Raw genomic sequence first — 14,164 nt, forward strand, 5'->3', positions numbered from 1 at the left:
GGCTGCCGCCGTCAGTCCGCATCGATACTGGTGCGGACCTGGCGGCGATAGCGGCCAGGTGCGACGTCCATCACCCGGGTAAAGGCCGCGATGAAGGAGAACTCGGAGCTGTAGCCCACGTCTGCCGCGATGCGTGCCAGCGTCTGCTGGGTGCTGCGCAAGCGGGAGGCGGCCAACAGCATGCGCCAGTTGGTCAGGTACTCGATGGGCGAAACACCCATCAGCTGCTTGAAGCGGCCGGCGTAGACCGTGCGTGACATGGCCGCGATGCTGGCAAGATCGTCCAGCCGCCAGGTACGGGCCGGCTCGCCGTGCATGGCGCGGATGCTGTCGGCGATACGCGGGTCGGTCATGGCCTGCATCCAGCCGGGCGGCAGGGCAGGGTGCTCGGAGGACAGGAACAGGCGGAGCATCTCCACCAGCATCAGATGGGCAAGGTGCTCGACCACCAGCGCAGCCCCCGGGCGTGGCTGTACCAGTTCTTCGGCAAGGCGGGCCAGCGCACGGCGCAGCAGGATGGCCTCGCTGTCGCCATGTGACACCTGCACGATACCGGGCAAGGGGTCGAGGACGCGCACCGCATCGGTATCGGCGAAGCGGAAGCTGCCGCTGACGATCAGGTGGTCGCCGCCTCCGTGCAGCGTCCTGCGGCCAGTGGCTTCGAGGTCGAGCACCGAGGCGGCATCAACAGGGGCGAGTTGAGGGTCGCTGCACAGGACATACGAGCCGGCTTTGCTGAGCAGGAAGCAGTCACCTTCCTGCAGGTGCTGCGGCTGTTGGCCGCCATCTGCGGAGATCCAGCATTCCCCGCGCTCGACGGCACAGAACTTGATGCCCTGCCGGTTGGGAAAACGCAGTGACCATGGGCCCGCCACATCCAGCGCTGCGGTACGCGTATGGGTGGGGCGGAGCAGGGTTAGTACTTCAGACAGAGGATCCATGCACCAGAACGGCAACAGAAGGGCCGCACATAGCGTACCGCGCCAACCCCGTCTCCGGCGCGAAGCGGGCGGACGAATGCACATCAACCACGAACGGTGGCGAATGGTACAGCCCGTGTTCCGTTCCTAGAATTTCCGGCTGGACGTGCCGGTCGCCGGCCTGCGTCCCGGTCCATCTTTCCACCTCGGCGGCATGGTGCTTGCCGCCCTGCGCCTTCCGGGCCCTTCCTCGTGAACCCACTTCCAGAATCGCGGTGGCCGGCATGAATGCGGCGGCCACCCTGTTGTTCGCATTGAAGCTCTATGTGGCCTGCATGTTGGCGTTCGTCGCCTCCGTGCACCTCGGGCTGGAGCAGAATTACTGGGCCAGCGTGACCTGCGTCGCGTTGGCCAATCCAATCTCGGCCAATGTCCGCTCCAAAGCGCTGTACCGTCTACTGGGCACCCTCGGTGCCGGCGTGACTGCGCTGGCCATCGGCGGCCTGTTCGGCATTCTTTCCTTCCCAGTGGTGCTGGCTAGTGGTGTGGTTGCCACGCTGGGCTTCACCGTGGCGGCGGCCAACCGCACCCCACGGGCATATGCGCTGCAGTTGTTTGCCGTCACGTTGTGCCTGATCGCCGTGGGCAACGTGGAACACCCGGGGCGCCTGTTCGACATCGCGCTGCTGCGCGTCACCGAGATCTGCATCGGCATCGCCGCGATCACCCTGGTGGACGGCCTGGCGCCAACCGCATTGGGCCCTTCGGTGAGAACCCGACTGCGCCGCTGGCTACCAGACGTCAGGCAGTGGCTGGACGACGCGGTCGCTGGCAACGTGGCTACGGACGTGGCTGCGCAGCATCGGCTCAAGGCCGTAGCCGACCTTTCGGCGCTCTCGCTGGTGGCCGAGCAGCTGCGTTTCGACAGCACGGTAAGCAATCGCCAGCACCGGCTGCTGTTTGCGCTGCAGCGGCGGCTGGCGCGTCTTGTGCCCTTGATCGGAGCGTTGGAAGCGACTACCGCGGGCAGCTCGCGCCTGCATGACCCGGCCTGGCGCGCGCGCATCGTGGCAACACGCCAGCGCGACCTGGCCCGTGCACAGCAGGCATGGACCGATATCCAGGTGCTGGATGATGCCCTGGAGAAGGGTGACCCGCTGCCGCCGCATCTGGAGCGCAGCCTGGCCACGAGCCAGCCACTGCCGCTCGCGCCGGATCATCATCACGCACTCCGCATCGGCGGTGGCTGCGCCCTCGCGTATGCGCTGATCTGCCTGCTGTGGTGGGCCACCGGCTGGGCACAGGGGCCGAACATGCTGATCATGGGTACCGTGACGCTGGCCTTCTTCGGCATCTTCGATGGTGCCAACCTCGCCGCGATGAAGTTCGGTCGCTTCGCCGCGTTGTCGGTCGCGTTGTCGGTGGTACTGGGATACCTGCTTCTACCCATGGCCCAGAGCTTCTCTGGATTCGCACTTGCCTGTGCACTGGTGATCCTGCCATTGGCGGTGTGGAGCATCGAGGAGCCGCTGGCGATCCTGCTGCTGGCGCTGACACTCAGTAATGCAGGTCTGGCCAGTCACTACCAGCCCCAGGACTTCGGCACCTTCCTGGACATGGCCGCGGGAACCCTGATCGGCATCTTCATCGGCTTCTTCTGCCTGCTGCTGGTCAAGCGCATGGGCGCCGAAGCGGCCTCGAAGCGATTGCAGGAGGACGGGCGGCAGGACCTGGCGACGCTGGGCCGGACCGCGGGTCGCGACGTGGAGGACGCCTTCCTTGAGCGCGATCTCGATCGCATCGGGCAGCTTGGCGCCCGTGCCACAGGTGCGAATGCGGTGGCGGCAGCGCACCTGTTTCGGCAGCTTCGCCTGGGCCACAGCCTGGTGCACCTGCAACGTGCCACCCACCATGTGGCAGGGATCGAACGCGACTTGCTGGATGCGCTGATGCGTCGACTCCACCGTGAACTGGCGGGCGCAGCGTCGCCCGGAATGCTGGGCGATCACCTCGACCGGGTGCTGCGACGCGACATCCTGCTGGGCAGCCCGGAAGGCGACGCACTGACCGATGCACTGGTTCACCTGCGCCTGGCCCTGGAGCCGGTGCCGGCGCAGAACGGAGAGGCAGCATGATCGGAGAGCTCGACCTGGCTGGACTGTTTGTCTCGCCGTTGCTGCCGTGCCTGCTGATCGGATTCGTGCTGCGCATTGCGTTGTCGCGCGTGCTGGATCGGATTGGCGCCTATCGGCTGCTCGGCAATCGCCCTCTGTTCGACCTGTCGCTGCTGGTGATGCTCGTCGGCGCGCTCTTGGTTCTCTTTCCGCTTGTCTGGCGCACATCGTCATGAAGAATCTGCAACCCCTGCTGCTTGCCGTTGCCCGGCAGGCCCTTACCCTCATGTTCAGTGCCATTGCTGCGTTCGTGGCCTGGCACATCTACAGCTACTACATCAGTGCGCCACAGACCCGCGACGGCAAGATCCGCGCTGACGTGGTGGCATTGGCCACCGAGGTCTCCGGCCGCGTCTCTGAAGTACATGTGAGAGACAACCAGCAGGTGCAGCGTGGGCAGGTCCTGTTCGTGCTGGACCGTGACCGCCTGGCCAATGCCCTGGAACGGGCGGACGCCGCGGTGGCACTGGCTGCGGAGCGATCCCGCTCTGCGCGCCGTGAGGCGTCGCGCTACGGAGGATTGGTCGGCGTAGCATCCGACCAGGACATCGCTGCCCGCCGCACGCAGGCTGAAGAGGCGGCGGCCAGTCATCGCCAGGCCATCGCTGAGCGGGACCTGGCGCGTTTGAATCTTGAAAGCGCTACCGTGCGTTCGCCGGTGAACGGCAACATCAGCAATTTCTCGTTGCGCCCCGGCACCTACGCCAGCGCAGGCCAGCCGTTGGTGAGCATCGTCGACAGCGAGAGCTATCACGTCGCAGGCTACTTCGAGGAAACCAAATTGCCACGCATCCATCCAGGTGCACCGGTCCAGGTTCATGTGATGGGTGAGGCCGCCACGCTGCGTGGCCACGTGGTCGGCCTGGCACCGGGCATCGATGACCGTGAGCGTGTGACTGCAAATGGCACCCTGCTGGCGAACGTCAATCCGACGTTCACCTGGATCCGGCTGGCCCAACGCATTCCAGTGCGGGTCGAACTGGATGAAATCCCTGAAGGGATGGCGATGATCGCGGGGCGTACCGCCACGGTGACCCTGATCGAAGATGATTCGCAGGGGAGGGCCCCATGATGCGCGCCGTTCCCTGTGGGCATGTCGCCCGGTGGGTACTGCCGGTGTGCATCGTGCTGGCCATCAGCGCGTGCCGTACCGCAGGACCGGACTACCGGCCTCCGAGACCGCCGGCTGCAGGCCTTGGGTTTGCATCGATCGAACCCGTACAGGGAGCGTCGGCGGCCGTCAGCAATGCTCCGTTACCAGAACGATGGTGGCGGCTGTACGACGACCCCGCGCTCGATGCCCTTGTGCAGCACGCCCTTGCCGCCAACACCGATCTGCGGATCGCACAGGCGCGGCTGGAGCAGGCCCGGGCTCAGGCGCGGGAGGTCCGCGCCGCAGCGGGTGTGGGTACTGCTGTCAGTGCCGGGGCAGGTGCCGGCCAGGCTTCCAGCCTCGGAATTGGACCCAGCGCAGGCGTGCATGCCAGTTTCGATGCTGGCATCAGCATCGACTACGATCTTGATCTGGCCGGGCGGGTAAAGCGGCTCCTCGAGGCGCAGGACGCGCAGACCGAGGCCGTCGCTGCGGCGCGGGACCTGGCCACCATCGGTATTGTCAGCGACGTGGTGCGTGTGTACACCGACAGTTGCGCCGCCGGCGCGAGCCAGCAGGTGGTGGCACGTTCCATCCAGCTGCAGGCCTCGGAGCTGGCATTGATCGAGCGTGCATGGAAGGCCGGGCAGCAGCCAGCCATCAATGTGACCCGGGCCAGGGGCTTGCTTGGGCAGCTGCAGGCGCAGATGCCGCCACTACAGGCCGGCCAGCAATCCGCACTGTCACGACTGGCGCTGTTGCTGGGACAGGCACCCTCGCAACTGGATGCGCAGTACCAGCACTGCACCTCGATTCCGACCATGGCCGGTGTGGTGCCAGCGGGCGAGGGCGCCGACCTGATCCGACGACGCCCGGACGTACGTGCGGCCGAGCGTCGACTGGCAGCGGCCACGGCACGGATTGGTGTGGAGACGGCGGGCCTGTATCCCAGTGTGCATCTTGGCTTGAGTGCGGGTGCCACATCGCGTCGACTGGACCATCTGTTCGACGATTCCGCACTGCGCTATTCGGTAGGCCCGCTGGTGTCATGGAGCTTTCCGAACCGCTCCGTGGCACGGGCGAGGATAGACGCTGCCGACGCGGCGTCACGGGCTGAACTGGCCGCCTTCGACGGTACGGTTCTCAAGGCGTTGTCGGAAACAGAGACTGCCGCGGCAGCCTATGCCAAGGCATTGGAAGAGAACGCCGTACTGGTGGATGTGCGCGAGGCGGCCCGACGGGCGCATGCGCAACAGCAGCAGATGCTGAAGGCAGGAACAGTATCGGCATTGGAAGCGCTGGATGTGGCGCGTAGCCTTGCGGCCGCCGAGCAGGCCGTCGCCACCTCCGATGCGACGGTCGCTCGAAGCCGCATCGCCCTGTTCCTGGCGCTGGGAGGAGGGTGGGAGTCGTAAGGAAGGGCCGCAATGCAATCGGGGCCATGGCTGGCCCCGATGCACCGTCTTCTCCTCAGGCAAGACGAACGCGCGGTTGAACGCAGCCGTTCAAGCGTTCGGCCATCCACAGCAGGGTCGCCTTGCGGAAGCCGTGCAGCGCATGCTGGTGGCGGCGATAGAGCAGCGCATGGCTGAGATGTGCGAATCGCCCCTTGATCGACGCGCCACGGAAGAATCCGAAGTCTCCCAGCGTGCCAAAGGCGTTGTAGTCGCTGATCGAAACGAGTGCACCGAAGTCACGGAACACGAATTCGGGCAGCGGCCGGCCCTCCAGCCAGGCCGGAAGGTGACGGGCCAGATGCTGTGCTTGCTGGGTGGCCACCTGCGCCGTGGGTGGCAGGGCGCGTGTGGCACCAGCCAAGGTCAGGCTTGCGGCATCCCCGAGCACGAAGACCGTGTCGTCCGTTGTGGATTGCAGGTTGGGGCGCACCCGTACCTGATTTGCGTGATTGAGCTCCAGTCCATCCAGTCCCTCTGCAAACGTGATGCCTTTCACCCCAGCCGCCCAGACCATGAGGTCGGCTGGAACCAGGTTGCCATCGGCCTGACGGAAGCCTTCGGCCTCGGCGGCGATCACGGATGCCCCGGTCAGGACCTGGAAACCGATGTGGCGCAACTGGTGTGTGGCCGACGATGAGATCGCTGGGGTAAATGCCTGCAGGATGCGCGGGCCTCCCTCAAGCAGGGTCAGATCCAGGCGATCACGCAGGGTAGGGTCTGCATAGCTGGAAGCGAGTTCCAGCAACCGACTCAGTTCCGCAGCCAGCTCCACACCGGTGGCACCGCCCCCGACGATGGCCACACGCAGGCGCTCGTCCTGGGCCATGGCACGCATCACCCGGGTTCGAAGTGCATCGTTGAAGACTTCGGCCTGGGCCAGGCTGTCGATGAAGTGGCAGTGCTCGCGGACGCCGGGTGTGCCGAAATCATTTGCATGGCTGCCCATGGCGAGGATGAGCACGTCGTAGGGGATTCGATGCGCAGGTACCCGCAACTCTCCGTCGGGTGAGCGCAGGTCGCCGATAAGGACTTCCCGCGATTCCCGGTCCAGGCCGCGCATTTCCCCCGGCTGGTAAGTGAAGCCGTGCTCGCTGGCATGCGCAAGCAATACCACCTGTTGCTGCTGCAGGCTGCGCGTGCCCGCTGCCAGTGTGTGCAGCATGGGTTTCCAGATATGGGTGGGGCTCTTGTCCACCACAGTGACGGCGGCACCACCGCTGCGACCCAGCTGTTGGCCGAGCTGGGTCGCAAGCAGCAAGCCGCCGATGCCACCGCCGACGATGACGATTCTCTTCTGATCTGACATGGGGTGTGCCTGATGGCGCGAGGGCGAGGCCGTCCCGCGCCGGATGGGCTCAGACAATGACGTAGCCGCCATCGACAACGATCTCGGCACCGGTGACATAGGACGCTTCGTCACTGGCCAGGAACAGCACCACATTGGCAACTTCCTCTGCACGTCCGAAGCGACCGAGCGGGATGCGTGAGCGCATGCCATGGTTGGCGCCATCGTTGGCGATCAGGTCCTTGTTCTGTGGCGTATCGATGATGCCCGGGTGCACGGAGTTGACGCGGATGTTGAAGCTGGCGAACTCGGCAGCAGCCCCCTTGGCAAGCAGGCGGTTGGCGCCCTTGGACGGGCAATAGCCAGGATGGATGCCGGTGATGGCCACGAGTCCACAGATGGACGACATGTTCACGATCGAGCCCTTGCCCGCGCGCTTCATGTGCGGACTGACCGCCTTCATGCCGAGGAAATGGCTGTTGAGGTTGAGCTGGATGATGGCGTTGAAGCCTTCCAGCGTGGCGTTGTCCCAGGTATCAAAAGGGCCGGGAAGCCCCGCATTGTTGACCAGGACGTCGATGCGGCCGTGCGTTGCGATGACCTGGTCGACCACGTCGTTCCAATGGTCTTCGCGGGTGACATCCAGGGGCAGGGCCGTGGCCGACAGGCCTTCAGCACTGAGCTCCGCCGCAATGGCCTGTGCCGCGTCGGCACGGATGTCAGTGATGAAGACGTGGGCGCCCTCGCGCGCGAACAGGCGGGCATCGGCTGCCCCCATGCCGGCACCCGCGCCGGTGATGATTGCTACTTTGTCTTTCAAACGTGCCATGTGAACGCCTCTGTGCTGTGGATCATGGGTTGAGAGGCCCATGCGCTACGGCTCACTGGCCGGCGCCGGGTTCTGCATCCATTGGGCGCTCTGGCAGCTCTCAATCCCATGTGCAGGCGTCCGCATTACCTGCGGGATTGTTCGTGCCTGGATTCTGCTAGTGTCCGCCTTGTCCATCACGCCACTCCGCGAGGAACCGCATGGAAATCCGGCCCGCCAGCGCGGACGACATCGAGACCATGTGGGCGATCTTCCAGGCCGCCATTGCGACGGAAGATGCGCTTCCGTTCGCCGGCACCTTCGAGGCCGGGACCTTTCGGAGTCATTGGTTTGGAGTGCAGCCGGCCTTTGCGGCCGTTCTGGAAGGGCGCGTGGCCGGAATGTACAAGATGGGTGCCAACTATCCGGACCTGGGAGCGCACGTGGCCAGCGCTACCTATGTGGTCGATCCTCGGGTACAAGGTCGCGGCATTGGCCGGGCGCTGGTGGAGCACAGTCTTGATCGAGCCAGATCGGAAGGCTTCCTGGCCATGCAGTTCAATTACGTGGTCAGTTCCAATGCGCCAGCGGTTGAGCTGTACCGGAAGCTGGGCTTTGCCGTGGTCGGGACGCTACCGGAGGCGTTCCGGCATCGAACGCTGGGGTTGGTTGATGTGTATGTGATGCACCGCTTTCTATAGGGCGACGTGGAGGAGGGGGCTCACAGTAAGCGGCCGCCGCTGGTGCCGCGCACGAAGGCGGCAGCCAATCGCAGTGCATCGTCGCTGCCACGATCGCCACGCAGGGCATTCGCCAGTCGGCCGGGCGTGACTCCTGTCCAGCGGATAAGGTCGCGCGTGGCATGGGCCTGGTCGCTGTAGCCATGGCGTGCGGCTGCAGCGGCAATGCTCGTGGCTTCCTCATCAAGTGTGTGCAGAATTGCCTGCAGACGGCACACACGGGCGTACTCCTTCGGAGTCATGCCCACCGCAGCCAGAAAGCGGGATTGCAGGCCGCGCAGGGACATGCCAAGCCGCCGCGCCAGTTCGGCGATGCGCAGGTCACCCTCCATCGCATCCAGATCTGCTACGGCCTGTTCAACACGCTCGTCCAGGATGAAGCTGGCGCAACGATCCCGCAGAGCCTGCCAGAGAGGCTCGGGCGTGTTGATGACCGCACTGGCGCGTGCGGCGGCACTGAAGGTCTCGGCAAAGGAGGCATCCAGCGTGTACAGGTCAGGGGCCTGGTCACGAAGGCCGGGTAAGCGGGCACCGGCGATCAAGGCGCTCGCGGCCGGCTGCAGGCGCACACCGATGCAGAACACCGCACCAGCGGCTTGCAGCCGGATAGGCCCGCACTGCTGTGCAGCGAAACAGAACGGTAGATCGGAACGGATACGGCCTTCTGCGCCATGCAGCTGCAGCGGCACGCCCAGTTCGGCCAGCAGCTCGCACCGGCCATCGGGATAGATGACCTGCACGTCATTCCCGGGTGCATCGTCGCGCAGCCACCAGATGCACTGTACGTGACGGCTCAGGTCGTCGGGGGCAGGGTGCTCGCGGTAGTCCATGCGGCATCGGACGCCATCCTGCGCATTTTTACAAGCGCCCGAGGTGCCACGTCGATAGCCTGCAGCCAACCCATCCAGGAGGTCAGGACATGTTGAAGTCGAAGGTGGCGGTGTTGGGCGCAGGCCTTGCGTTTGGAAGTGGCGCGGCTATGGCCGCACCGGCCGAGTTTGACTGGCTGGCCGGGCATTGGTGTGGCGGTACCGAGGAGCGCAGGCTTGATGAGGTCTGGCTGCCCGAGGCCGGCGGGGCCTTACTTGGGATGTCACGGACGCTGAGCCACGGCGATATGGAGTCATTCGAGTACATGCGCCTGGTGCCTGCAGGCAAAGCGGCTGGCCTGCATGTGCAGCCAAATGGCGTGGCGGCAACCACGTTCGTCATTGCCGGGCACGGCGCGAACTGGGTGGTGTTCGAGAATCTGCAGAATGACTTCCCGAAACGCATCGAGTACCGGCGTGATGGTACTGCGCTGAAGGCGAGCATCACCGGTCCGGTAGATGATGGCAAGATCCTGCGGATTCCGTTTGACTATCGACGCTGTGGGGATTGAGTGGGGACGCTGGCCTGTTGCACGCGCTGAATTGCGGATCTGTATCTCGTTGATTAATAAAGGATGCGATGCTGCCCCGCGCTACATTCGCGCGCGAGTCAACGCTGTCGAAGTGGGCATTGAACAACGCTGGGTCATGAATTTGGTGCAGTGCCAATGCACGGCTCCCAGTCTTGAACCCTGCCAATGGGGCGTCAGTATGCGGCACCGCAGTTCAATTGGGTGCTTCCAGTGCTGCGGGTGCTTGAGTGCTTTGCCCAACGTGCTACCGATAGCGAGGGCTGAGATCGAGCCTGCATCGCGCTGGCTCGTTGACGCCGAATGTTGCATAAGCTAGGCGCGTGAAGCACCAAGTTACAACATCTGTGCCTTGTGCCAAGAAAGTGACCTCACTCAGTCCGCCTCGACCTATCCAGGAGGCGTGTGAAATCCGGAGGCGTCTTTCGAAAGCAGGCTTCCTGATCCAGCAGCGCCGGAGGATCCGCGCAAGAATGCCTCAAGTCGCGCCCAACAGTTGCCGCTACCAAAGCATCACTTCGTTAACCACTGACCGCAAGCCTATGCGCGTCAGCGTCGATACGCGGTTCGCGCCGGCATGACTGCAGGCTTGGAGCCCGAGGGCGTCGCGCAAGCGGCGCCCTCGGGCGCCCTCGGTAATCCAGGGTCACTTGGCGACGATGGTTCGATGAGTCCAAGCAAAGACTCTCTCAGCGGCTAGTCGCCGCCTCAGGTTCAAGCCTTGCACGTATGAGGTTCAGTGGGGTCAAGTCGTGGCTGTTAGTTCAGTGTAGGCCACAAGCGTCATGCCGGTCGTGACGAGCAATAGGATCGACATGACGATGGGAACACCCCACTGGTGGAATCGAAGCCGGGTTTGCAGTTGCTCGATCATTGGGCGCAGCTGCTTGTAGGTGGACAGTGCTCGCTGGCGCAGCATCTCCGATTCTGCCTTCAGTTCAAAACCAACCTGTCGAAGCGTCAGAACGTGAGCGACAACCAACATTGCAGCAACGAGAAGAAATACCACAGAAGCAGTAAGGAGGGCATGGTTAACTATGGTGTAGTTTGCGTCCGTCTTCATCTGGCTTGCCAGAAGCCCTTGTCCCACCGGAATCGCGATGAGTTTTGTCATCGCGTCGGAGCTTGTGGCATTCATCTTGACGACGAAATCGAGCTTCCTGCGCTCAAACTCCTCTCGCGCCTTGTCGAAATTGAATCCCGAAGCATATATGTCAAAGTCTGACAGGAATGCCTGCATGATCTCGCCCCACGATCTCAGCAGCACTTCGAAACGCTGCTCGGTGGACACATTGAACAAGAATCTGACGAGAACACGCTTGATCGCGTCAAGCCGGCCAACCTTGAGGTGATCGTTAAATATCGCGTGGCGTGATTGCGACAGGTCCTCTTCGGAAGGGACGTCATCTAGGAGCCATTGGCTGTAGGTGAGCGGGATGCTCAACTTACGGCCAGTCAGGATGATTGCTGTGCCTGGACCGCCGATGCCTGTGCGGAAGTCATCGGCCACCAACTTGAGAATTTCGGCGAACTCAATACAGCGTAAGTAGGCCGCCACAAGGCTGGGAATGGGGGCCTCGCCAAGCGCGTAGTCCTCTTGGATCAAGTAGAAAGCTTCTGGTGCTTCGACCTGGAATCGTCCCATGTTGTAAGAAAGCAACGCGCCAGTGTTCTGTGCGACCACCTCGCCAGCCTTTGAAACGCCGTGCACTACAAGTTCAATCTGACATCCATGGTCAATGCCCGCAACTCCCAAGGGGCGCTCCTTCCCCTCAACTATGGTTGTGACTCGCCTCCCTCCCGCCTCGATGGCGTCGATCAGGGCCGATACTTCAGCAGATGACTCTGTTCGCACGATCAAGTTTGCGCCCGCGATCTGGCAGGCGCGGCTCAAACGGCATAGACCGACTATCGAATCGAATGCGGGCATGTCAGGACTCGTTGAGTTCCTGGATCAGTTTTTCAGGGGCGTGCTTGATAACCACCGTCGTTCCTTCAAGATGGACGTGCTCCTGCTTGAAGGAGTAGGTCATCTTGAGTGAAAGCTCCTTGCTCTTGTAGTTGATATCTGACAATGCCTTTATCGAGGTGGCGTCAGGAAGGAATCCCGCCGAAGGGGCGCTTTCATGACCATTAAGAAAGTGCACGAACGCTGCAGGCTCATCGGGCCAGATTGCATTTGCCAACCCATCGAAGTCATCTAGCCGAGGCGATTCACTTTTCCTCAGGCCCTCAACGTAATCGAAAGCCCGGCGCTGGAGGTCGGGCACGTCCCCGGCTGGCATCGCCCCGGCATCGACAAGGCTGCTTGCGAAATCCTTCACAACAAGCACAAGCTTCCTTGATTCTACCTTTGAGTCTTGATCAACTTTGCAACCCACGAAATCTTGGAAGTAGTCGGACGGGCCATCGTCCTTGTTCTTCTTTAGAACAAAGCTGAGGTAGCGTTCTCCGCCAGCAAGCCAAGCCGCCAAATCGATTCTGGCGGCGACTTGGAGGCGATCCAAGTTCAGATATGGCGCCCGTACGACCTTGTCGAGGTCGTCAGAAAAGATGGCGCCGGACTGAGGGTTTAGCTTCGCGACCATCAGCATGTCTCTCTGCTGATGCGTATATCGGAGCAGCAGCATGTAGCCACCGCCGGCAAAGATGACATCGTTCATCGAGACAACCAAACGACGACCAGCATGAATCGAGAACTCGATGAAAGTTGTCCTTCCATCCAGGTGATCCTTGAGATGGACGCTGAAACGGTAGTTGTCCTCATCCTCCTCAAATGATCCGGCAAATCTGGAGCTGCGATTGTTGTAGCTGTCGAGGAGGGTGAGCATCAAAGAGTTGAGCTCGTCCGTACGAGCGAGTTCACCCTTGGCCTCGCCAAGGGTCGCCCCCTTTATCCCTCTGTTCTTGTTCACTCTGTGCGCAACCGCATTCAGAATTTCCATCGATTCCCCCGTCCATTCCTTGATAACGAAGTGCGGCCATCCGCAGGATCTGTTTGCAATATGTTACACACAACTAGGAATGGACAGCTTCGCCGTTCCTCTGCCAATGTTTTGGCGCATTGTGGTGTTCACCTGTCTCACCAGACGAGATACCGGCGCTCAGGATGGATTGCTGGTCAACGAGGCTCCATCTTCCGGCCCTAGGCGAACGTGGAGGCGTGGCTGGACGGGGCCGATTCGATGGGGCGGCTTAGGTGCGTTCGCTTGCCTTTTGAAGGGGGCCCCCTACTGAACGCGCAATGGCGCTGGCGATCGCTTGGGCCTCGACCCGCCGATCGGCTATAAGCGCTGCTTGCTTTCAATGGAGTATTCCCCCTTGGTGCTGATCACCCTCCAGTCGATCAATGCGGAAATCAAGCGGCTCGAAGCCCAGAGGCTGCTGGTGGAAAAGCGCGACGATGAAGTGCCCAAGGCGATTGCGGTGCTTCAGAAGTATGCAACGGCTCTCGCTCAACGTCGCCAGGTTGCGAAGCTCATTGGCAAGGCCATCGACGTCAGGCCGGCGAGTGCCAAGAAGACCGCTGCTGGGCCGCTAAAGGGCTGAAAGCTCCGCAGAGTAGCCCCCATGTGTCGACTCCCCAGCGTCATCGCGCTCCTGACTATCTACTGATAATAGACCAGCCAGAGTCTCTACCTGGTGGCGCCATCTGGCATTGACTGGTACATCAGCATCAGGGCCTGAAGGTGCTTGGCTCTAGCCTGGATTCGATTGCTGTTGTTGGCAGATGCTACGAGTGAGTGGGGCCGCTCACTTCCGGGCGGAAACAGGCGGCTTCTCTATCTCGGCAGCTGAGTTGTGCGTCAGAAGTTTAGGGTGGGGCGATAGATGCCTTTGCTTAGGGTTGCGTTATCCGAACGCCACGCGCAATTCGTGTGGATGGCTCGTATCCAAAAGCGCAATGGGACTGGGCGATCTATAACGCTCCGGAAGCGCGCTCAAGTTGCCCTCATGCTCCGAGAGGAGGATGCCGTCCGCGTAGCCCTGGGCGAGCACCGCTAGTCTCACTCGTAGTCCCAATCCCGCGTTGCTTGCCCGCTGCGGGCTGGAATGGCTGAATTTGCCCAGGAGCTCATCTACGAAGTTCAAATAGTTGGGGTGAATCACTCGATCGCGCCCGCCTGGCCTGGTCGCGGCGTAGCTGCTCCATCCATCCGGAGCCGGTTGATCCCGAGCTCCGGCGACTCGCTCACCTTGAGGGCTAAAGGCCTGATCTGATCGACCTCGTCGGGAACCTCTGGCTGCATTCTGGTCAATGTAACGGAGGATTGGGCCTGAGTCGTCC

The 14,164-nt window shown here is 62.5% G+C and carries 13 protein-coding genes; 7 read left to right on the forward strand and 6 right to left on the reverse strand.

What is annotated here, in order from left to right; all coding sequences use genetic code 11:
* Nucleotides 1-11: 11 nt before the first annotated feature.
* Nucleotides 12-941 (reverse strand): AraC family transcriptional regulator, encoded by a 930-nt coding sequence (locus ACSYS9_RS11290; RefSeq protein ID WP_049399293.1) that lies wholly within the window; start codon nt 939-941, stop codon nt 12-14.
* Nucleotides 942-1,204: 263 nt separating this feature from the next.
* On the opposite strand from ACSYS9_RS11290, the gene ACSYS9_RS11295 reads away from it, so the two are divergent.
* Genes ACSYS9_RS11295 through ACSYS9_RS11310 form a run of 4 tightly spaced genes read left to right on the forward strand, consistent with a single transcriptional unit; the run spans nt 1,205 to nt 5,602 of the window.
* Complete coding sequence (locus ACSYS9_RS11295) at nt 1,205-3,055, forward strand: FUSC family protein (RefSeq protein WP_071227390.1); 1,851 nt, start codon at nt 1,205-1,207, stop codon at nt 3,053-3,055.
* Nucleotides 3,052-3,270, forward strand: coding sequence for a DUF1656 domain-containing protein (locus tag ACSYS9_RS11300; protein ID WP_049399289.1), 219 nt, complete (start codon nt 3,052-3,054; stop codon nt 3,268-3,270). The genes ACSYS9_RS11295 and ACSYS9_RS11300 overlap by 4 nt, the downstream gene beginning before the upstream one ends.
* Complete coding sequence (locus tag ACSYS9_RS11305; protein WP_071227389.1) at nt 3,267-4,166, forward strand: efflux RND transporter periplasmic adaptor subunit; 900 nt, start codon at nt 3,267-3,269, stop codon at nt 4,164-4,166. Before ACSYS9_RS11300 ends, ACSYS9_RS11305 begins: the two co-directional genes overlap by 4 nt.
* A gap of 53 nt (nt 4,167-4,219) precedes the next feature.
* Nucleotides 4,220-5,602, forward strand: coding sequence for an efflux transporter outer membrane subunit (locus ACSYS9_RS11310; protein WP_440569307.1), 1,383 nt, complete (start codon nt 4,220-4,222; stop codon nt 5,600-5,602).
* 55 nt (nt 5,603-5,657) lie between these two features.
* Here ACSYS9_RS11310 and ACSYS9_RS11315 read toward each other — a convergent pair whose 3' ends face one another.
* Both ACSYS9_RS11315 and ACSYS9_RS11320 read right to left on the reverse strand, forming a co-directional pair.
* Nucleotides 5,658-7,049 carry an NAD(P)/FAD-dependent oxidoreductase gene (locus tag ACSYS9_RS11315; RefSeq protein WP_440569309.1) on the reverse strand — a complete coding sequence of 464 codons (1,392 nt, stop codon included), beginning with the start codon at nt 7,047-7,049 and terminating at the stop codon, nt 5,658-5,660.
* Nucleotides 7,000-7,758, reverse strand: a complete 759-nt coding sequence (locus ACSYS9_RS11320) for an SDR family NAD(P)-dependent oxidoreductase (RefSeq protein ID WP_071227386.1) — start codon at nt 7,756-7,758, stop codon at nt 7,000-7,002. Before ACSYS9_RS11320 ends, ACSYS9_RS11315 begins: the two co-directional genes overlap by 50 nt.
* 200 nt (nt 7,759-7,958) lie before the next feature.
* Between ACSYS9_RS11320 and ACSYS9_RS11325 the strand changes: the two genes are divergently transcribed.
* Nucleotides 7,959-8,438, forward strand: a complete 480-nt coding sequence (locus tag ACSYS9_RS11325; protein WP_071227385.1) for a GNAT family N-acetyltransferase — start codon at nt 7,959-7,961, stop codon at nt 8,436-8,438.
* Between the two features lie 20 nt (nt 8,439-8,458).
* Here the strand turns inward: ACSYS9_RS11325 and ACSYS9_RS11330 are convergent, their stop codons facing one another.
* Nucleotides 8,459-9,376: a helix-turn-helix domain-containing protein gene (locus tag ACSYS9_RS11330; RefSeq protein ID WP_440569312.1), complete on the reverse strand. Its 918-nt coding sequence runs from the start codon at nt 9,374-9,376 to the stop codon at nt 8,459-8,461.
* 20 nt (nt 9,377-9,396) lie between these two features.
* Here ACSYS9_RS11330 and ACSYS9_RS11335 point away from each other — a divergent pair, with 20 nt between their 5' ends.
* Nucleotides 9,397-9,858, forward strand: a complete 462-nt coding sequence (locus ACSYS9_RS11335) for a DUF6265 family protein (protein ID WP_071227383.1) — start codon at nt 9,397-9,399, stop codon at nt 9,856-9,858.
* Nucleotides 9,859-10,621: 763 nt separating this feature from the next.
* Here the strand turns inward: ACSYS9_RS11335 and ACSYS9_RS11340 are convergent.
* Together ACSYS9_RS11340 and ACSYS9_RS11345 are read right to left on the reverse strand one after the other, a co-directional pair.
* Nucleotides 10,622-11,806, reverse strand: coding sequence for a hypothetical protein (locus tag ACSYS9_RS11340; protein ID WP_099596096.1), 1,185 nt, complete (start codon nt 11,804-11,806; stop codon nt 10,622-10,624).
* 1 nt (nt 11,807) lies between these two features.
* Nucleotides 11,808-12,821 carry a nucleoid-associated protein gene (locus tag ACSYS9_RS11345; protein WP_099596095.1) on the reverse strand — a complete coding sequence of 338 codons (1,014 nt, stop codon included), beginning with the start codon at nt 12,819-12,821 and terminating at the stop codon, nt 11,808-11,810.
* Between the two features lie 376 nt (nt 12,822-13,197).
* Between ACSYS9_RS11345 and ACSYS9_RS11350 the strand changes: the two genes are divergently transcribed.
* Nucleotides 13,198-13,425, forward strand: coding sequence for a hypothetical protein (locus ACSYS9_RS11350; protein WP_180874493.1), 228 nt, complete (start codon nt 13,198-13,200; stop codon nt 13,423-13,425).
* Nucleotides 13,426-14,164: the final 739 nt, after the last annotated feature.

It is taken from the genome of Stenotrophomonas sp. STK17_22, assembly GCF_051983905.1.
GTDB lineage: Bacteria > Pseudomonadota > Gammaproteobacteria > Xanthomonadales > Xanthomonadaceae > Stenotrophomonas > Stenotrophomonas maltophilia_A.